At 65.8% G+C, this 18,458-nt stretch carries 18 protein-coding genes; 4 read left to right on the top strand and 14 right to left on the bottom strand.

The window, feature by feature from the left end; all coding sequences use genetic code 11:
- Window positions 1-26 precede the first annotated feature (26 nt).
- From GSQ95_RS11680 to GSQ95_RS11665, 4 genes are all read left to right on the top strand, one after another.
- Entirely contained in the window at window positions 27-587 is a 561-nt protein-coding gene (locus GSQ95_RS11680) for an antibiotic biosynthesis monooxygenase (protein WP_158893291.1), read from the top strand.
- 85 nt (window positions 588-672) lie between these two features.
- Window positions 673-1,371: a dihydromonapterin reductase gene (folM, locus tag GSQ95_RS11675; protein ID WP_158893293.1), complete on the top strand. Its 699-nt coding sequence runs from the start codon at window positions 673-675 to the stop codon at window positions 1,369-1,371.
- 15 nt (window positions 1,372-1,386) lie between these two features.
- Window positions 1,387-1,680: a DUF1244 domain-containing protein gene (locus tag GSQ95_RS11670; protein ID WP_158893295.1), complete on the top strand. Its 294-nt coding sequence runs from the start codon at window positions 1,387-1,389 to the stop codon at window positions 1,678-1,680.
- Window positions 1,677-2,015 carry a HopJ type III effector protein gene (locus tag GSQ95_RS11665; RefSeq protein WP_158893297.1) on the top strand — a complete coding sequence of 113 codons (339 nt, stop codon included), beginning with the start codon at window positions 1,677-1,679 and terminating at the stop codon, window positions 2,013-2,015. Before GSQ95_RS11670 ends, GSQ95_RS11665 begins: the two co-directional genes overlap by 4 nt.
- A gap of 58 nt (window positions 2,016-2,073) precedes the next feature.
- Here the strand turns inward: GSQ95_RS11665 and lpxC are convergent, their stop codons facing one another.
- The 14 genes from lpxC to rsmH all read right to left on the bottom strand — a co-directional run bounded on the left by lpxC (window position 2,074) and on the right by rsmH (window position 18,456).
- On the bottom strand, window positions 2,074-2,988 hold the full coding sequence (gene lpxC, locus GSQ95_RS11660; RefSeq protein WP_158893299.1) for a UDP-3-O-acyl-N-acetylglucosamine deacetylase: 915 nt from the start codon (window positions 2,986-2,988) through the stop codon (window positions 2,074-2,076).
- A gap of 109 nt (window positions 2,989-3,097) precedes the next feature.
- Window positions 3,098-4,279, bottom strand: coding sequence for a cell division protein FtsZ (gene ftsZ, locus GSQ95_RS11655; protein ID WP_158893301.1), 1,182 nt, complete (start codon window positions 4,277-4,279; stop codon window positions 3,098-3,100).
- 53 nt (window positions 4,280-4,332) lie between these two features.
- A complete protein-coding gene (gene ftsA / locus GSQ95_RS11650) occupies window positions 4,333-5,577 on the bottom strand; it encodes a cell division protein FtsA (protein WP_017640704.1) in 1,245 nt (414 codons plus the stop codon).
- Between the two features lie 16 nt (window positions 5,578-5,593).
- The gene (locus GSQ95_RS11645) at window positions 5,594-6,448 is read right to left on the bottom strand and encodes a cell division protein FtsQ/DivIB (RefSeq protein ID WP_133862549.1); all 855 of its coding nucleotides are present in this window, start codon (window positions 6,446-6,448) and stop codon (window positions 5,594-5,596) included.
- Window positions 6,449-6,513: 65 nt separating this feature from the next.
- Window positions 6,514-7,929, bottom strand: coding sequence for a UDP-N-acetylmuramate--L-alanine ligase (murC, locus tag GSQ95_RS11640; protein WP_218580205.1), 1,416 nt, complete (start codon window positions 7,927-7,929; stop codon window positions 6,514-6,516).
- Between the two features lie 34 nt (window positions 7,930-7,963).
- Entirely contained in the window at window positions 7,964-9,034 is a 1,071-nt protein-coding gene (gene murG / locus GSQ95_RS11635) for an undecaprenyldiphospho-muramoylpentapeptide beta-N-acetylglucosaminyltransferase (protein WP_158893305.1), read from the bottom strand.
- Complete coding sequence (ftsW, locus tag GSQ95_RS11630; protein ID WP_158893372.1) at window positions 9,024-10,223, bottom strand: putative lipid II flippase FtsW; 1,200 nt, start codon at window positions 10,221-10,223, stop codon at window positions 9,024-9,026. The genes murG and ftsW overlap by 11 nt, the downstream gene beginning before the upstream one ends.
- A complete protein-coding gene (gene murD, locus GSQ95_RS11625) occupies window positions 10,223-11,566 on the bottom strand; it encodes a UDP-N-acetylmuramoyl-L-alanine--D-glutamate ligase (protein WP_158893307.1) in 1,344 nt (447 codons plus the stop codon). The genes ftsW and murD overlap by 1 nt, the downstream gene beginning before the upstream one ends.
- Window positions 11,567-11,571: 5 nt before the next feature.
- Window positions 11,572-12,654: a phospho-N-acetylmuramoyl-pentapeptide-transferase gene (mraY, locus tag GSQ95_RS11620; RefSeq protein ID WP_007162057.1), complete on the bottom strand. Its 1,083-nt coding sequence runs from the start codon at window positions 12,652-12,654 to the stop codon at window positions 11,572-11,574.
- Window positions 12,654-14,021 carry a UDP-N-acetylmuramoyl-tripeptide--D-alanyl-D-alanine ligase gene (gene murF, locus GSQ95_RS11615; RefSeq protein ID WP_158893309.1) on the bottom strand — a complete coding sequence of 456 codons (1,368 nt, stop codon included), beginning with the start codon at window positions 14,019-14,021 and terminating at the stop codon, window positions 12,654-12,656. The genes mraY and murF overlap by 1 nt, the downstream gene beginning before the upstream one ends.
- Window positions 14,014-15,483, bottom strand: coding sequence for a UDP-N-acetylmuramoyl-L-alanyl-D-glutamate--2,6-diaminopimelate ligase (locus tag GSQ95_RS11610; protein WP_158893311.1), 1,470 nt, complete (start codon window positions 15,481-15,483; stop codon window positions 14,014-14,016). The genes murF and GSQ95_RS11610 overlap by 8 nt, the downstream gene beginning before the upstream one ends.
- Window positions 15,480-17,165 carry a peptidoglycan D,D-transpeptidase FtsI family protein gene (locus GSQ95_RS11605; RefSeq protein WP_372240063.1) on the bottom strand — a complete coding sequence of 562 codons (1,686 nt, stop codon included), beginning with the start codon at window positions 17,163-17,165 and terminating at the stop codon, window positions 15,480-15,482. The genes GSQ95_RS11610 and GSQ95_RS11605 overlap by 4 nt, the downstream gene beginning before the upstream one ends.
- Window positions 17,166-17,224: 59 nt before the next feature.
- Window positions 17,225-17,518, bottom strand: a complete 294-nt coding sequence (ftsL, locus tag GSQ95_RS11600) for a cell division protein FtsL (RefSeq protein ID WP_158893315.1) — start codon at window positions 17,516-17,518, stop codon at window positions 17,225-17,227.
- Window positions 17,515-18,456, bottom strand: coding sequence for a 16S rRNA (cytosine(1402)-N(4))-methyltransferase RsmH (gene rsmH, locus GSQ95_RS11595; RefSeq protein ID WP_158893316.1), 942 nt, complete (start codon window positions 18,454-18,456; stop codon window positions 17,515-17,517). The genes ftsL and rsmH overlap by 4 nt, the downstream gene beginning before the upstream one ends.
- Window positions 18,457-18,458 lie beyond the last annotated feature (2 nt).

The following is an 18,458-nucleotide window of genomic DNA, read 5'->3' as shown; positions in this document are numbered from 1 at the left end:
CCGGCCCGATCGCCCGGAGTTGGAGCATGAATCAGCCTGTTACCCTCATGGTCGCGCGGCGCGTCGCGGCCGGCCAATACGATGCCTTTCTGATCTGGCTGCGCGAAGGCGAAGCCCTGGCCACCGGGCATCCCGGCTATCTCGGTTCGGGGGTCCTGACCCCGCCTCCAGGCGACAATCTGGTACAGATCATCTTTCGCTTCGCCTGTCCCCAGACCCTCGACACCTGGGAACACTCGGAGACGCGGCGCCTCTGGCTGGAACGTGGCCAGGGCCTGTTCGAAGCACCCCTGGCACGGCGTGCCCAGGGCATGGACGACTGGTTCGGCGCGGGCATCCAGCCGCCGCCGCGCTGGAAGCAGAGCATCGCCGTCTGGCTGGCGTTCTTTCCCATCTCGCTGCTGTTCAATGCCGCTTTCGGCGATTACCTGGCGCATCTGCCGTTGTTGCCACGCATCCTGCTGAGCACCCTGATCCTCACCCCGGTGATGGTCTGCGTCTTCATTCCGCTGATCACCCGCGCGCTGAAGGGCTGGCTGCACAGTGCCTCGTCGCGCACCGGCGACTGGCGCGGCAGCGCCCGCTAGGCCAGCAAGGATCGGCCTGCATCCTGGCGTACAATAGCCGCGGCCAGTACCCTGGCCGCCTCGCTCATCAGGATCGGGTACCTTCATGTCCGCAACCCTTTCCCTTCTGGTCACCGGCGCCAATCGCCGCGTCGGTCTCGCCTTGACCCGCCGGCTGCTGGCGGAGGGCCAACCCGTCATCGCCGTCTATCGCGACGATCCGGGCCCCTTGCGTGACCTCGAGATCGAGGCCTATCAGGTCGATCTGGCGGAAGAGGCACAGCGCGACACCCTGCTGCAGCAACTGCATGAACGCCATCCGGCATTGCGCGGCATCGTGCACAACGCTTCGGTCTGGGCCGAAGACGGCCTGGAAAATCTGCGGCTGCTCTACCGTCTGCATCTGGAAGCGCCCTACCACCTCAATCTGGGCCTGCAGGACCTGCTGCTGGCCGCGCCGCGGGCCGACATCATCCATATCGGCGACGATAGCGCCACGCGCGGCAGCCGCAACCACATCGGCTACGCCGCCACCAAGGCCGCCCTGCACAATCTGACCCTGTCCTTTGCGGAGGCCCTGGCACCCAGGGTACGGGTCAACACCATCGCGCCGGGGCTGCTGATCTTCAAGGAAGGCGCCGACGAGGCCTATCGCCAGGCGACCCTGGGCAAGGCGCTGCTGGATTTCGAACCCGGCGCCGATCCCATCGTGGATACCGTGCTCTATCTGCTGTCGACCCAGTACGCCACCGGCAGTACCTTCACCGTCAACGGCGGGCGCCACCTGCGCCACGGCCGCCGCTAGCAAGAGGAATCAGTCATGACCGAACAAGACCGCCTGGAACTGGAAGCCACTGCCTTCCGCACCCTGGTCGAGCACCTGCGCAAGCGCACCGATGTGCAGAACATCGACCTGATGAATCTGTCCGGCTTCTGCCGCAACTGCCTGTCCAAGTGGTACAAGGCAGCGGCCGACGACAAGGGCCTGGAACTGAGCCTGGACGATGCCCGCGAGGTCGTCTACGGCATGCCCTATGCCGACTGGAAAGCCCGGTACCAGACCGAGGCCTCGCCGGCCCAGGCCGCGGCCTTCCAGGAGCAGCAGAGCAAATGAGCGATCTCGCCAGCTTCCGCGCCAGCCTGGCCCAGGGCGACCATGCCTTCGCCGAGACCCTGGCCTTCGTCGCCGAGCACTACCGCTACCAGCCCACCGCCTTTCGCAACGGCGAGGTGGACAATGCCGCGGGCCAGAACGAAGGCTCCTGCAAGACCCTGGGTCTGGCCAGGCTCGAGGGCCTGAGCGATGAAGAGGCGCTGCTGGCCTTCGGCGAGCACTATCGCAGCGTGTTGCAGACGCCCGAGGGTAGCGATCACGCCAATATCCGCGCCCTTATCGCCCACGGCTTGGCCGGCGTGAGCTTCCAGGGCGAGCCCCTGACGCGTCGCTAGACCTTGCAGCGACCATAAAAAAAGCCCTGCGGATGCAGGGCTTTTTCTTGGACCGGGCTCAGACGGCAGCCGCAGGTCTCATGTAGGAAATCGGCGCCAGACCGGAGTCTTCGAAGGTCACCACTTCCCAGGCATCACGATCGGCCAGCAGCGCACGCAGCAGGCGATTGTTCATGGCGTGGCCGGACTTGTAGCCGCGGAATTCACCAATAAGGCTTTTGCCGAGCAGGTAGAGATCGCCAATGGCATCGAGAATCTTGTGCTTGACGAATTCGTCTTCGTAACGAAGGCCGTCTTCGTTGATCACACCCTTCTCGTCGACCACGATGGCGTTGTCGACGCTGCCACCCAGGGCCAGGTTGTGCGAACGCAGGAATACCAGGTCGCGCATGAAGCCGAAGGTGCGGGCACGACTGACTTCCTTGAGGAAGGAGGTGCTGGAGAAATCCACCGAGGCTTTCTGGGTACGGTTGTTGACCACCGGGTGATCGAAATCTATTTCGAAGGTCACCTTGAAGCCGTCGAAGGGCACGAAGGTGGCGCGCTTGTCACCGTCGACGACGCTGACTTCACGCTTGATGCGGATGAACTGCTTGGCCGCTTCCTGTTCCTGCAGACCGGCGGACTGGATCAGGAACACGAAGGGACCGGCGCTACCGTCCATGATCGGTACTTCGACCGCGGACAGCTCGACGTAGGCATTGTCGATCCCCAGACCGGCCATGGCCGACAGCAGGTGCTCAACGGTACCGACCTTGACGCCACTGTCACTGAACAGGTTGGTCGACATGGTGGTTTCACCCACGTTCTCGGCCCAGGCCGGGATTTCCACGACCGGATCGAGATCGGTGCGACGGAACACGATCCCCGTATCGACGGGAGCCGGCTTCAGGGTCAGGTAAACCTTTTCCCCGGAATGCAGGCCGACGCCAGTGGCGCGAATGGTGTTCTTGAGGGTGCGTTGTCTAATCATGCCAGGGCCGCTCGGTCGCAGGGTGCGAATGGTGTTCAACGAAGTCGCGATGATAGCAGATGCGAAAATCGATGCCCACTAATCACACCCTGGCTTGTGATATACCCGATCAATCAGCCTGACGACGCAGGAAGGCCGGGATGTCCAGGTAATCCAGGTCGTCGTTGGGATTGACCTTGGTCGCCGCTGCCGAGCCGCCATGATTCTGGCTGCCACGACCGGAGCGCATCGAGGTCGGGTACTTGAGGTCGTCGTAGTTGACCGGAGCACCTTCCTGACGGGCCGCGGCCAGGGTCTGAGCGGTGTTGTCCACCACCTTGACCGGCTTCTCGATGCGCGCACCCAGGCCGGTGGCGACCACGGTGACGTGCAGCTCGTCGCGCATTTCCGGATCGATCACCGCGCCGACCTTGACGGTGGCGTGTTCGGACGCAAAGTCCTCGATGATCTCGCCGACGGCGGCGTATTCACCCAGGGACAGATCCAGGCCAGCGGTGATGTTGACCAGGATGCCGCGGGCGCCGTGCAGGTTGACGTCTTCCAGCAACGGGTTGCGGATGGCGGCTTCGGTGGCTTCGCGCGCACGGTTCGGACCGCTGGCGTGGCCAGTACCCATCATGGCCATGCCCATCTCGCCCATCACGGTCTTGACGTCGGCGAAGTCGACGTTCATCAGGCCGGGACGCTGCATGATGTCGGAGATACCGCGAACGGCGCCGGCGAGGACGTCGTCAGCCTTGGCGAAGGCGGCCAGCAGGCTGGCGTCCTTGCCCAGGATGGTCAGCAGCTTCTCGTTGGGGATGGTGATCAGCGAGTCGACGCATTCGGACAGGGAGCGAATGCCTTCGTCGGCGACCTGCATGCGCTTGCGGCCTTCGAAGGGGAACGGACGGGTGACCACGGCAACGGTCAGGATACCCATCTCCTTGGCCACCTCGGCGATGATCGGCGCGGCACCGGTACCGGTGCCACCGCCCATGCCGGTGGTGATGAAGACCATGTCGGCGCCTTCGAGGACTTCGGCGATGCGCTCACGATCTTCCATGGCCGCCTGGCGGCCGATTTCCGGATTGGTGCCCGCACCAAGACCCTTGGTGACGCCCGGGCCGAGTTGCAGCACGGTACGGGATGTGACGTTCTTCAGGGCTTGGGCGTCGGTATTTGCACAGATGAATTCGACGCCTTCAACACCGCTTTTGACCATGTGGTTGACGGCATTGCCACCGCCACCGCCCACGCCGATGACTTTGATCACGGCGCTTTGTGGAATGTTGTCTACGAGTTCGAACATGGTCCCCTCTCTTCCTTTCGGATCTTCGCCTACTGCCGCGGTTTAATTGTGAATTACAAGTTGCCCTGGACCCAACGCTTCATGCGTTCCAGGACTGTGGATTTGGTTTCGCTGCTATATCCGCCAGAAACAACCGGCAAGGGATCGGTCTGCTTTTGCAAACCATAGAGCAACAGGCCGACGCCTGTGGAATAGATCGGGTTGCTGATTACGTCAGTCAGACCCTTGACCGTCTGGGGCACCCCCAGGCGTACCGGCATATGGAAAATCTCTTCCGCCAGTTCGACCGCGCCTTCCATCTTCGCGGTACCACCGGTGAGTACGATCCCTGCGGGGATCAGATCCTCGTAACCACTGCGGCGCAGTTCCGCTTGCACCAGTGTGAATAGCTCATCGTAACGGGGCTCGACCACTTCCGCGAGGGCCTGACGCGACAATTCTCGCGGCGGACGGTCACCCACGCTGGGCACCTTGATGGTTTCGCCCGGTCCAGCCAGTTTCGCCAAGGCACAAGCATACCGAATCTTGATTTCTTCGGCATATTGCGTTGGGGTTCTCAAGGCCATGGCAATGTCATTTGTGACTTGGTCGCCAGCAATGGGTATTACCGCCGTATGGCGGATGGCGCCCTCGGTAAAGATGGCTATGTCGGTAGTGCCGCCGCCAACATCCACCAGGCAGACGCCCAGTTCCTTTTCATCGTCGGTCAGCACCGAATAGGCCGACGCCAACTGCTCGAGAATGATGTCGTCGACTTCCAGACCGCAACGACGAACACATTTCTCAATGTTCTGCGCGGCGTTGACGGCGCAGGTAACGACATGGACCTTGGCTTCCAGACGCACGCCGGACATGCCCAGGGGCTCGCGCACCCCTTCCTGGTTGTCGATGACATAGTCCTGGGCCAGGGTGTGCAGCACGCGCTGGTCGGCGGGAATGGCCACCGCCTGGGCGGCATCGAGCACCCGCTCGATGTCCGCAGGGCTCACTTCACGATCGCGGATCGCCACGATGCCGTGGGAATTCAGACTGCGAATGTGATTGCCGGCAATGCCGACGAAGGCCGAATGGATCCGGCAACCGGCCATCAGCTGGGCTTCTTCGATGGCCCGCTGGATGGAGGCGACGGTGGATTCGATGTTGACCACCACGCCCTTCTTGAGCCCGCGCGACGGATGGGTGCCGATCCCGACGATCTCGATCTGACCATCGGAAGACACCTCGCCGACCAGAGCCACGACCTTGGAAGTGCCGATGTCGAGGCCGACGATCATCTTGCCGCTTTGCACGCTTGCCATAGTAAAAAACTTCTCCTCAATGCTTGGCCGGTTCGGTCACGGGGGTGGCGGCGACAGCGGGATCACGCCAGGCCACGGCCAGACCGTTCGGATAACGCAGATCGATCCGCGCGATATTGTCCATCTGTGCCTTGAGCACCTGATCGTACAGGCGCATGAAGCGCCGCATCTTTTCCACCAGCTGGTCGCGGCCGAACACCAGTTCCAGGCCCTGACCGGTGGTGAGGTACCAGCTGCCACGCTCGTGCATTTCCAGGCGCGACACGGTGTAACCGAGCGGCCGGAGCATCTGGCTGAACATCTGGTACTGCTGCATCACCTGCTGCTGGGCCCGTTTGGGGCCGTACAGCCGCGGTAGATTGTCATAGTTGGCCAGATCCTGCGGGGCAAAAGCCTCACCCTGGTTGTTCAGCAGCGCCTCGTCGCCCCAGCGGGCGATGGGCATCTGCTCTTCCAGGCGGATGCTGATCTCGTCCGGCCAGACCCGGCGGACCTCGGCGTGGGCGATCCACGGCATGGTTTCCAGTTCGTGGCGCATGTCGGCCAGGTCCACCTGGAAGAAGGTGGTGCCGACAAAGGGCGCGATCCGCTGCTGCACCGCGGCCTGGCTGATGTAGGAGAGATCGCCCTTGACGCTGACCTTGGCGATCGGCCGGTCGGCATAGGGCAGCAATTTCTGGGCGCCTTCGTAGGTGCCGAAGCCCAGGCCCAGCAGCAGGAACGGCCAGAGGATGCGCTTGAGCAGGCCCAGGCTGGGGCGTGGCAGGCGTGTCGATAGCGGCTCTTCGGCGACCAGGCGACTGGCGCCCCGTTGTTCGACGTTGCGTGACCGACCGAAGCCGGGCTGGTTGTGACGTAGGGTGGCGACCAAGGTTCAGCCCTCCACGTGCGCGCCGGCAACAGTGGTTGCCGGCAAGGGGTTGTACGGATGGCGGCTCATGCCGAACTCCCGGTGGTCGCGGCAGTGGCGAACAGCGGATGGTTGAGCAGTTGCGGCGCCAGCGCGCCGATGTCGCCCGCTCCCTGGCAGAGCAGGATGTCGCCCGGGCGCAGCAGTGGCTTGACCAGCGGCGCGATGTTGCTGCCGCGCTCGACATAGATGGGATCGAGCTGACCGCGCTGGCGGATGCTGTGGCAGAGCTGGCGGCTGTCGGCGCCGGGAATGGGTTCTTCGCCGGCCGGATAGACTTCCATCAGCAAAAGGACGTTGGCATCGGCCAGCACCTGGACGAAGTCTTCGTAGAGATCGCGGGTGCGACTGAAGCGGTGCGGCTGATAGACCATCACCAGCCGGCGCTCGGGCCAACCGCCGCGCACGGCCTTAATCACCGCGGCGACTTCACGGGGATGGTGACCGTAGTCGTCCACCAGCATGACGCTGCCACCGGCGACCGGCAGTTCGCCATAGACCTGGAAGCGCCGCCCTACCCCCTGGAAGCCGGACAGGCCATTGAGGATGGCCTCGTCACTGACGCCTTCGTCGGTGGCGATGGCAATGGTCGCCAGGGCGTTGAGCACGTTGTGCACGCCCGGCATGTTGACCGAGACCGCCAGCGGCGCGCGGCCCTCGCGCAGCACGGTGAAATAGGTGCGCATGCCGTCCTGGCGGATGTCCACGGCACGGACGTCGGCGTCTTCGGCGGTGCCGTAGGTGACGGTGGGCCGGGCGACCTGGGGAATGATCTCGCGCACCACCGGATCGTCGACGCAGAGCACCGCCAGGCCATAGAACGGCAGGTTGTGCAGGAAATCGACGAAGGTGCGCTTGAGCCGGTTGAAGTCACCTTCGTAGGTGCTCATGTGGTCGGCGTCGATATTGGTGACCACGGCAACCATGGGCTGCAGGTGCAGGAAGCTGGCGTCGCTCTCGTCGGCCTCGGCGATCAGGTAGCGGCTGGTGCCGAGCTGGGCATTGGTACCGGCGGCATTGAGGCGACCGCCGATGACGAAGGTCGGGTCCAGGCCTTCGGCGGCGAACACCGAGGCGATCAGACTGGTGGTGGTGGTCTTGCCATGGGTACCGGCGACGGCGATGCCGTGGCGATAGCGCATCAGCTCGGAGAGCATCTCGGCGCGGGGCACCACGGGAATGCGCTGCTCGAGGGCGGCGGAGACTTCCGGATTGGATCTGTTGATGGCACTGGACACAACCAGCACGTCGACCTGATCCAGGTTCTCGGCGCGGTGGCCGATGTAGATGCGCGCGCCGAATTGCTGCAGGCGCGCGGTCACCGCGGATTCCTTGAGGTCCGAACCCGAGACTTCGTAGCCCAGGTTCAGCAGCACCTCGGCGATGCCGCACATACCGACGCCGCCGATACCGACGAAATGGATGCGCCGGATGCTGCGCATGCGCCGAACTTCGGCCTGAATGGCACTTTGCGACTTAACCACGGGCAACCTCCAGACAGGCGTCGACGACTGCACGGGTGGCATCGGGTTTGGCCAGGGCACGGCTGCGAGCGGCCATGCCGGCAAGACGTTCGGGATGCATCAGGACCTCGGTAAGCTGCGCGGCGAGATCCGCCGGGCGAGTGGAATGTTGCGGCAGCACCACACCGGCACCGGCGCGCTCCAGGAAGCGCGCATTGCTGGTCTGGTGGTCGTCGATGGCGTGCGGCAGGGGGATCAGCAGCGCCGGCAGACCGGTGGCGGTCAGCTCGGCGACGGTCAGGGCACCGGCCCGGCAGATCACCAGATCGGCCCAGGCATAGGCGGCGGCCATGTCGGCGATGAAGGGCTGCACATCGGCCTCCACGGCGACGTTGGCGTAGCGCTCGGCCGTCACCTCGGCATGCTGGCGACCGGCCTGGTGGCGCACATTGGGTCGCAGGCCCGCGGGCAGCTGGGCCAGGGCGTCGGGCAGCAGCTTGTTGAGCGGCTCGGCGCCGAGGCTGCCGCCCAGTACCAGCAGATTGGCGGCGCGCTCTTCCAGTGGCGCGCGGGTCACCGGGGCGAAGAGTTCGGCGCGCACCGGATTGCCGGTGGACAGGCGCTTGGCGGACGCCGGGAAGGTGTCGGCGAAGCCTTCGCAGACCCGTGCGGCCATGGGCACCAGCAGGCGGTTGGCAGTGCCGGCATGGGCATTCTGTTCGTGGATCACCAGCGGGATGTTGCACAGCCTGGTGGCCAGGCCACCGGGACCGGTGACGAAGCCGCCCAGGCCCAGCACGCAGACCGGCTTGAGCCGGCGCATGAGACCCATGGCCTGCATGAGCGCTCCGCTGAGTTGCAGCGGCGCCTTCACCAGGGAGCGCACGCCCTTGCCTCTCAGGCCGGTGACCGGAATGTGGTGCAGGGTGATGCCGGCCTTGGGCACCACATCGTTCTCGATGCCGCGCGGGGTACCCAGCCAGTGCACGGTATAGCCGCGGGCTTCGAATTCACGAGCGCAGGCCAGGGCCGGAAAGACGTGCCCGCCGGTACCGCCGGCCATGATGAGGACGTTAGCGGACATCGGCGAAATCCTCTTCGGTGAATTCCACATCCTCGGTATCCACCAGGGTGCGTCTCTCCCACTCGATGCGCAGCAGCAGGCCCATGCTCACGCAGCAGATCACCAGGGAGCTGCCGCCGTAGCTGAGGAACGGCAGGGTCAGGCCCTTGGTCGGCAGCAGGCCGACGTTCACGCCGATGTTGATCAGGAACTGGCCGATCCAGAGCATCGACAGGCCGTAGGCCACATAGGCCGAAAAGAACTGCTTAGACTGCTCGGCCCAGTGACCGATGAACAGCCCGCGCACGCAGACGAAGAGGAACAGGCCGACGGTGGCCATGGCCCCGATCAGGCCGAGTTCTTCGGCCAGCACGGCGAAGAGGAAGTCGGTATGGGCTTCGGGCAGGTAGAACTGCTTCTGGATGCTGTTGCCCAGGCCGAGACCGGTCCAGCCGCCACGACCGAAGGCGATCAGCGCCTGGGTCAGCTGGTAGCCGGAGCCGAACTGGTCGGCCCAGGGATCGGTGAAGGTGATCAGCCGCTGCATCCGGTAGGACTGGGTCTGCACCAGCACGAACACCGCCAGCACGGCCAGGGCGACCATCATCAGGAAGCGGAACAGGCCGACGCCGCCAAGGAACAGCATAGCACCGGCGGCACCCATCATCACCACGGTGGCACCGAAGTCGGGTTCGCGCAGCAGCAGCATGGCCATCGGCAGGAGCACGATGAAGGGCTTGAAGAAGCCGGCCCAGGTGTGGCGCACCTCATGCTGACGACGAACCAGGTAACCGGCCAGATAGAGCACCACGAAGACCTTGGCGATCTCCGAGGGCTGCACGTTGAAGATGCCGAAGCCGATCCAGCGCAGGGAACCGTTCACCTCGCGGCCGATGCCGGGGACCAGCACCGCCACCAGCAGCAGGAAGGCGATGATCAGCAACGGAAAGCCGAAGCGCTGCCAGGTGGCCATGGGGATCAGCATCACCACGCCGCAGGAGACGAAACCGATCGCCAGATAGACCAGATGGCGGTACATGAAGTACAGCGGATTGCCCGACTGGGCGGCGGCCACCTCGGAGGACGCCGAGGTCACCATCACCAGGCCGAGGCCGAGCAGCAGCAGACAGCCCGCCAGCAGCGGGAAGTCCAGGTCGATGCCGTGGCGGCTGGCCAGCGGCGAGGGATAGGGGCGCAGGAAGCTGAGGATCATGCCAAGGCTCCCACGGCCTGGGCGAACAGCCGCCCGCGTTCTTCGAAGTTGCGGAACATGTCGAGACTGGCGCAGGCCGGCGACAGCAGCACGGCGTCGCCTGGCTGGGCTAGCCGGCGGCTCTCGGCCACGGCTTCTTCCAGGGTGGCGACACGCACCTGTTGCACGGTGGCCGGCAGGATCTCGGCGATCCGTGCCGCATCGCGCCCCAGCAGCACCACGGCGCGACAGTGACGCGCGATGGGCTCGCGCAGGGCACTGAAATCGGCGCCCTTGCCGTCGCCACCGGCGATCAGCACCAACTGGCCGGCGATGTCATCACCCAGGCCTTCGACCGCGGCCAGGGCGGCGCCGACGTTGGTCGCCTTGGAATCGTTGTAGTAGTTGACGCCCGCGACCTCGCCGACCCACTGGCAGCGATGCTCCAGACCCGGGAAGGCGCGCAGGGCCTCCAGCATGGGTGCCAGCGGCAGACCGGCGGCCTGGCCCAGGGCCAGCGCGGCCAGGGCATTGCTGTGGTTATGGGTACCGCGGATCTTGAGTTCCTCGACATCCAGCAGGTTGTCGAAGGCCAGCGCCAGATAGCGACGGCCCTCCTCCTCGCGAATGCCGAAGGCACGGAAATCGGGCCGTCCCAGGCCGAAGGTCAGGCGCGGCACGTCATCGCCGATCAGCGGCCGCGACAGGGCATCGTCGCGATTGACCACCACCTGGCGGGCGCCTCGGAAGATGCGGTGCTTGGCCTGGTGATAGGCCGGCATGCCGGTGTAGCGATCCATGTGGTCTTCGCTGAGGTTGAGCACCGTGGCCACCTCGGCGTCGAGTCGCTCGCAGGTCTCCAGCTGGAAGCTCGACAGCTCCAGCACATAGAGTTCGACGTCATCGGCCAGCAGGTCCAGCGCCGGGGTACCGAGGTTGCCCCCCACGGCCACCCGCTTGCCGGCGCGCAGCGCCATGTCACCCACCAGGGTGGTGACGGTGCTCTTGGCGTTGGAACCGGTGATGGCGACGATGGGTGCCCGGGCCTGGCGCGCGAACAGCTCGATATCGCCGGACAGCCGCACGCCACGGGCGGCGGCTTCCTGCAGCGCCAGCGTTTCCAGGGCCAGGCCGGGACTCACATAGAGCTCGGCCGCGCGGGCGAGGAAGTCGACATCCAGCTCGCCGCAGCGCACCTCGACCTGGGGATACTGGGTTCTCAGGGTCGCAAGTTCCGGCGGCTGTTCCCGCGTGTCGGCCACGGCGAAGGGCACGCCCCGGCGCGCGAGAAAGCGCACCAGCGACATGCCACTCTTGCCGAGGCCGACGACGATACGGAACTGGTCGGAAGCGATGAGCACTGCGATTACCTCAGTTTCAGGGTGGCGAGACCGAACAGCACCAGGATCACGGTGATGATCCAGAAGCGCACGATGACCCGCGGTTCGGGCCAGCCCTTCAATTCGAAATGGTGGTGGATCGGCGCCATGCGGAAGACGCGCTTGCCGGTCAGCTTGAAGGAGGCGACCTGGATGACCACCGAGAGGGTCTCCATGACGAAGACGCCACCCATGATGAACAGCACCACTTCCTGGCGGACGATGACGGCGATGGTGCCCAGGGCGGCGCCCAGCGCCAGGGCGCCGACGTCACCCATGAACACCATGGCGGGATAGGTGTTGAACCAGAGGAAGCCCAGGCCCGCCCCGATCAGGGCGCCGCAGAAGACGATCAGTTCGCCGGAGCCTTCCACATAGGGAATCAGCAGGTAGTCGGCGAATTTAACGTTGCCCGACAGGTAGCAGAAGATGCCCAGGGCGCCGCCGACCATCACGGTGGGCATGATCGCCAGGCCGTCGAGGCCATCGGTGAGGTTGACCGCGTTGCTGGAGCCGACGATGACGAAGTAGGTCAGCACAACGAAGAAAATCCCCAGCGGGATCTCGATGTTCTTCAGCAGGGGCAGGATCAGCGTGGTTTCGATCGGCGCCTTGGCCGTGACATAGAGGAAGATCGCCGCCCCCAGGCCGAATACCGATTGCCAGAAGTACTTCCAGCGACTGGGCAGACCGCGGGAATTCTTCTCGATCACCTTGCGATAGTCGTCGACCCAGCCGATGGCGCCGAACAGGAAGGTCACCGCCAGCACGGTCCAGACGTAACGGTTGTGCAGATCGGCCCACAGCAGGGTGCTGATGCCGATAGTGGTCAGGATCAGGGCGCCGCCCATGGTGGGGGTGCCGGATTTGGACAGGTGCGACTGGGGGCCATCGTTGCGCACGGCCTGGCCGATCTGGCGGATCTGCAGGGTGCGGATCATCCAGGGGCCGAGCCACAACGACAGCAACAGGGCGGTCAGAACGCCCAGAATGCCGCGCAGGCTGAGGTATTGGAAGACGGCGAAGCCCTTGTAGAACTGTTGCAGGAACTCCGCCAACAGCAGCAGCATCAGTGTTTCTCCTCGGTGTTGATAGCGCAGAGCGCGGCGACGACCTTGTCCATCGCGGCGCTGCGGGATCCCTTGATCAGCAGGGTGGTTCCGGCCCGGTCCTCGTCCGCCAGGGCCTCGATCAGGTGTTCGCGATCGGCGAAATGCCGAGCCTCGGCGCCATAGGCGCTGGCCGCATGGGCCATCGAGGGACCGACGCTGTAGAAGGCATCCACCTTGCCGCGGGCGTGCTCGCCCACTTCGCGATGGCCCTGCTCGGTCCACTCACCCAGCTCGGCGATGTCGCCCAGGACCACCACCCGGCGGCCCGGCAGGGCACCCAGCAGGTCGATCCCGGCCTTCACCGACGCGGGGTTGGCGTTGTAGCTGTCGTCGATGACCTGGGCGCCGCGCTGGCTGATGCGGGTCAGGGTGCGGCCCTGGACCGGTGCCGCGGCGGCGAGGCCACGGGCGATGGTGGCCAGCTCCAGCCCCAGGCTGAGCGCTGCGGCCGCGGCGGCCAGGGCATTGCCGACGTTGTGGGCACCCAGCAGCTGTAGGGTGACCGGCGCCTCGCCCTGGGCGGTGTGCAAGAGGAAGCTCGGGCGGCCCTGGTCATCCAGGGTCACCTCGCTGGCGCGGACGTCGGCGCGGGCATCCAGGCCGAAGGCGACGACGGTGCGACCGGCCGCGCGGCGCTGCCAGGTCGCGAAGGCGGCGTCATCGCGGTTGAGCACCACGGTGCCCGCCTCGCCCACGCCTTCGATGATCTCGCCCTTGGCCTCGACGATACGATCGACGCCGCCGAACTCGCCCACATGGGCCTGGCCGGCGTTGGTAATGATAACGACATCCGGGCGTGTCAGGCTCACGGTATAGGCGATGTCACCGACGTGGGAAGCACCGAGCTCGATGACGCCATAGGCGTGCTCGGCGGCCAGTTGCAGCAGGGTTAGAGGCGCGCCGAGGTCGTTGTTCAGATTGCCCTGAGTGGCCAGGGTGGCGCCCTGCTGACGCAGGATGGCGGCGAGCAGCTCCTTCACCGTGGTCTTGCCACTGGAGCCGGTCACGGCGGCGAGTCTGCCCTGGAACAGATCCCGATTGAAGGCGCCCAGACGCCCCAGCGCCAGGCGGGTATCGGCCACCACCAGCTGGGGCAGCTGGACCTCGGGCACGGCCCGCTCCACCAGGGCTGCCGCGGCACCCTGGGCGGCCACGTCGGCCAGATAGGCATGACCATCGAAGCGCGGCCCGCTCAGGGCGACGAAGAGCTGCCCGGCCACGGCCTTGCGACTGTCGGTGCCGACGCCGTCGAACAGGGCATCGGAACCCAGCAGGTTGCCGGTCAGGGCCTCGGCCACTTCGGTGAGGGTGAAGGTTCTAAGCATGCTGTCGCTCCCAGGCGGTCAGGGCCCGCTCGGCCTGGTCGAGATCGGAAAAGGGATGACGGACACCGGCGATTTCCTGGTAGGGCTCATGGCCCTTGCCGGCCAGCACCACGATGTCCTGGGCGGTCGCCGCGGCCACGGCCTGGGCGATGGCCGCCTCACGCCGGCCGGCGAAGCTCACCTGCTCGGGATGCGCGAAGCCGGCGCGGATATCGGCAACGATGGCAGCCGGATCTTCCGTACGGGGGTTGTCGTCGGTCACCACCACCTGATCGGCCAGGCGCTCGGCCACCGCGGCCATCTCCGGCCGCTTGCCGCGATCGCGATCGCCACCACAGCCGAACACGCAGACCAGGCGACCCAGGGCACCGACATGGGGCCGCAGGGCGGTGAGCACCTTGTCCAGGGCATCGGGGGAGTGGGCGTAGTCCACCACCACCAGCGGTCGCCCGGCGCCGCCCAGGCGCTGCATGCGTCCGGCCGGGCCCTGCAGCTGCGGGAGGATGGCGAGGATGTCGGCCAGCGCATGACCGAGCCCCAGCAGGGCACCGATGGCGGCAAGCAGGTTGCTCAGGTTGAAGCGTCCGATCAGCTGGCTGCGCAGCTCACCGGTACCCTGGGCGGTGACCAGCCGGGCGCGCACGCCGTGGTCGTCGAACTGGATGGCCTGGCAATGGAGGCTGGCGGCCGGATCGCTCAGGCTGTAGGTCAGGGTCGCGGCCGGGCTGGGGCGAGCCGCCAGCTCGCGGCCAAAGGCGTCATCCAGATTGAGGACGCGGGCGCCGAGCCCCGGCCAGGCGAACAGCTGGGCCTTGGCTTCGCCATAGGCGGCCATGGTCCCGTGATAATCGAGGTGATCGCGAGACAGGTTGGTGAAGACCGCGACCTTGAAGGCCAGCGCCGCCACCCGACCCTGGGCCAGGCCATGGGAAGAGACCTCCATGGCGACGGCGGTGGCGCCGTCCTCGGCCAGTTCCGCCAGGGTCGCCTGCAGCTTGAGGGCATCCGGGGTGGTGTGACGGCCTTCGGCGACGGCGCCATGGAAGCCGCTACCCAGGGTGCCGACGATGCCGCAACGCTGACCGAGCAGGTCACAGGCCTGGGCGATCAACTGGCTGATACTGGTCTTGCCATTGGTACCGGTGATGCCGACCAGCGCCAGGCGCCGGCTCGGCTCGCCATGGAAACGACCGGCGATGGCGGACAGCTGCGCGGCCAGGCCCTCGACGGCGACCAGGGGGATGTCCAGGGCCGGCAGTGCGGGAGCGTCCTTCGTCTCATAGGCAATAGCCGCGGCGCCGCGCTCGGCAGCGCTGGCAATATGGGCGCGGCCGTCGCTGTGCAGACCGGGAATGGCCAGGAACAGCGAGCCCGGGCGGACCTCGCGGCTGTCCAGCGCCAAGCCACCAATGTCGACGGCAGTGGCAGCTTTAGGCAGGAGGTCGGTCAGCAGGCGGCTCATCGATCACGCTCCCCGACCAGCAGCGGCTTGCCCGCCTGGGCCTGCTGCACCGGCAGCGGCTGGAGGTTATCCGGCTGGATGTTCATTAGGCGCAGGGCGCCGGACATCACGCGGCTGAACACCGGGGCCGAGACCACGCCACCGTAGTAGCCGCCCTTGCTCGGACGATCGATCACCACCACCGCGGCCAGGCGCGGATTGCTGGTGGGGCCGAAGCCGGCGAACAGCGAGCGATAGGAATTCTCGGCATAGCCACGGGTGCCGGTGCTGGTCTTGCGCGCGGTCCCGCTCTTGCCGGCGACGTGGTAGCCCGGCACCTGGGCGCGGAAGGCCCCGCCCGGGGCTTCCACGACCTGCTGCAGCATGCCCTGCAAGGTCTTGGCAACGCGCTCTTCCACCGCCTGATCGCTGGCCGGGGCCTTGTCCAGGCGCACCATGGACAGCGGCACCGAGCGACCGTCGTTGGCCAGCACCGAATAGGCATGGGCCAGTTGCACGGCGGTTACCGCCAGGCCATAGCCATAGGACAGGGTCGCGGTCTCGGCCGGACGCCAGTTGCGATGGTTGGGCAGATTGCCGACCCGCTCGCCGGGAAAGCCCAGACCGGTGTCCTGGCCGAGGCCCACGGCGCGCATGGCGTTGTAGATGTTCTCGCCACCGACGTCGAAGGCGATCTTGCTCATGCCGACGTTGCTGGACTTGATGAGGATGCCGGTCAGGTCCAGGGCGCCGTCGCTGTGGGAGACGTCCTTGATGGTGTAGCGACCGATCTGCAGCGAACCGGGATAGACGTTGACCTTGTCGGTGGGCTTCCAGCGACCGCTGGCGAGCGCCGCGGTCATGGAAATCGGCTTCATCACCGAGCCGGGCTCCATGACGTCGATCATCGCCCGGTTGCGCATGGCGGCCGGTTCGAGACTGCGGCGATTGTTGGGGTTGTAGGTGGGCATGTTGACCATCGCCAGGACTTCGCCGGTCTTGACGTCGACGATGGTCAGGCTGCCGGCCTCGGCTTCGAACTGGGTCAGGGCATTGCGCAGTTCGCGCGCGGCGAGATACTGCAGCCGCAGGTCGATGGACAGCGCCAGGGTATTGCCCGGCTTGGCGTTCTTGGCGACCTGGACATCGCGGATCAGCCGACCGCGGCGATCCTTGACCACCTGGCGACGACCCGGCACGCCGGACAGCCACTCGTTGAAGGCCAGTTCGATGCCTTCGCGGCCGTGGTCGTCGATGTCGGTGAAGCCGACCACATGGGCCGCCACCTCACCCGCCGGATAGAAACGCCGAAATTCCTCGATGTCGTAGACCCCGGGAATCTTGTGCGCCTTGACCTGGCTCATCACCGCCTCGCCCTGCTCGGGCGTCAGGCCACGGGCCAGGTAGAGGAATTCCTTGCTGGCGTTCTGCTCGATGCGCTTGGCCAATTCCGCACGCGGCTGGCCGACGGCATCGGCCAGGGTCGCCCAGCGATCCTCGGCGCCCAGCAGTTCCTTGGGATTGATCCACAGGGTGGTGACCGGCGTACTCACGGCCAGGGGCTCGCCGTTGCGATCGGTGATCAGGCCACGGTGCGCGGGAATGGGGATGGTGCGCACGCTGCGCGCATCGCCCTGCCCCTTCAGAAAGGCCCGGTCGATCACGTGCAGATCGACGATGCGCCAGATGATGGTGCCGACCATGACCAGCAACAGCCCGATAATGAGGCTGAAGCGCCATGGCAGGCGCGCGATCAGGCCTTTCACGGATTGACCATCCAGATTTCGGTCGGATCGGGAATGCGCATCTGCAATTGGCCGCTGGCTAGGGCCTCGACGCGACTGTGGGCGGTCCAGGTGCTCTGCTCCAGCAGCAGCCGACCGTATTCGGCCTGGGCCTTGTCGCGGATGGCCATCTCGCCATAGAGGGTGTTGAGCAGTTGGCGATTCCAGTGGGCGCTATAGGCCACGGCTACCGCCGACAGCAGTACACCGACGAACAGCACCAGCATGACGCTGCTGCCCAGGGGCAGTTTCTTGACGAAGAGCCGGCTCATTTCAGCTTCTCGGCAACGCGCATCACGGCGCTGCGGGCGCGGGGATTGGCGGCCAGTTCGGCTTCGCTGGCATAGGCCGGCTTGCCCAGCAGGCGCAGCGAGGGCTCGAAGACCGTGGCGCGGATCGGCAGGTCGCGCGGCAGCTGGTCGGCCTCGCCCTTGGCCAGTCGGCGCATAAATTGTTTGACGATGCGGTCTTCCAGCGAGTGGAAGCTGATCACTACCAGCCGGCCACCCACGGCCAGTTGCTCGTAGGCCGCCTGCAGGCCCTGCTCCAGATCGCTCAGTTCGCGATTGATATAGATACGCAGCCCCTGGAAGGCACGGGTAGCAGGATGCTTGCCCTTTTCCCAGGCCGGATTGGCCTCGGTGAGTACCTTGGCCAGGTCGCCGGTACGTTCGAAGGGCTGGACTTCACGACGCTGCACCACGGCGCGCGCCATGCGCTTGGCAAAACGTTCTTCGCCGAATTCCTTGAATACCTGGGCGATGTCGGCCTCGGGCGCCGTGGCGATCCAGGCGGCGGCGCTCTGCCCCCGACTCGGATCCATGCGCATGTCCAGGGGACCGTCCTGCATGAAGCTGAAACCGCGCTCGGGATCGTCGAGCTGGGGCGAGGACACGCCCAGATCCAGCAGCACGCCATCGACCTGGCCGGACCAGCCACGGCCTGCGAGTTCATCGCCCAGTTCGGCGAAGCTGCGCTGGACGATTTCGAAGCGGTGATCTTCCGCAGCCAGGGCCTGGCCGGCGGCGATCGCCTGGGGATCCTTGTCGAAGCCCAGCAGCCGCCCTTCTCCACCCAGCAGGCGCAGCACGGCCCGGCTGTGTCCGCCGCGGCCGAAGGTGCCGTCCAGATAACGGCCGGCAGGCTGGATCGCCAATGCCTGTACGGCCTCGTCCAGGAGAACGGAGACGTGGTGGAAGACTGGGTTCATGG

This window comes from Pseudomonas sp. BAV 4579 (genome assembly GCF_009765395.1).
Lineage (GTDB): Bacteria > Pseudomonadota > Gammaproteobacteria > Pseudomonadales > Pseudomonadaceae > Chryseomonas > Chryseomonas aestiva.
The sequence above is the reverse complement of the archived record's forward strand: the minus strand, read 5'-3'. Positions and strand labels throughout refer to the sequence as shown.

Coding starts and splice junctions, on each gene's coding strand:
- murG (WP_158893305.1), bottom strand. CDS start 9,034: ATGTCCGCTAACGTCCTCATCATGGCCGGCGGTACCGGCGGGCACGTC.
- lpxC (WP_158893299.1), bottom strand. CDS start 2,988: ATGATTAGACAACGCACCCTCAAGAACACCATTCGCGCCACTGGCGTC.
- GSQ95_RS11680 (WP_158893291.1), top strand. CDS start 27: ATGAATCAGCCTGTTACCCTCATGGTCGCGCGGCGCGTCGCGGCCGGC.
- ftsA (WP_017640704.1), bottom strand. CDS start 5,577: ATGGCAAGCGTGCAAAGCGGCAAGATGATCGTCGGCCTCGACATCGGC.
- murC (WP_218580205.1), bottom strand. CDS start 7,929: ATGCGCAGCATCCGGCGCATCCATTTCGTCGGTATCGGCGGCGTCGGT.
- GSQ95_RS11670 (WP_158893295.1), top strand. CDS start 1,387: ATGACCGAACAAGACCGCCTGGAACTGGAAGCCACTGCCTTCCGCACC.
- ftsZ (WP_158893301.1), bottom strand. CDS start 4,279: ATGTTCGAACTCGTAGACAACATTCCACAAAGCGCCGTGATCAAAGTC.
- murF (WP_158893309.1), bottom strand. CDS start 14,021: ATGCTTAGAACCTTCACCCTCACCGAAGTGGCCGAGGCCCTGACCGGC.
- GSQ95_RS11605 (WP_372240063.1), bottom strand. CDS start 17,165: ATGGTCGGCACCATCATCTGGCGCATCGTCGATCTGCACGTGATCGAC.
- rsmH (WP_158893316.1), bottom strand. CDS start 18,456: ATGAACCCAGTCTTCCACCACGTCTCCGTTCTCCTGGACGAGGCCGTA.
- ftsL (WP_158893315.1), bottom strand. CDS start 17,518: ATGAGCCGGCTCTTCGTCAAGAAACTGCCCCTGGGCAGCAGCGTCATG.
- folM (WP_158893293.1), top strand. CDS start 673: ATGTCCGCAACCCTTTCCCTTCTGGTCACCGGCGCCAATCGCCGCGTC.
- mraY (WP_007162057.1), bottom strand. CDS start 12,654: ATGCTGCTGCTGTTGGCGGAGTTCCTGCAACAGTTCTACAAGGGCTTC.
- GSQ95_RS11610 (WP_158893311.1), bottom strand. CDS start 15,483: ATGAGCCGCCTGCTGACCGACCTCCTGCCTAAAGCTGCCACTGCCGTC.
- GSQ95_RS11665 (WP_158893297.1), top strand. CDS start 1,677: ATGAGCGATCTCGCCAGCTTCCGCGCCAGCCTGGCCCAGGGCGACCAT.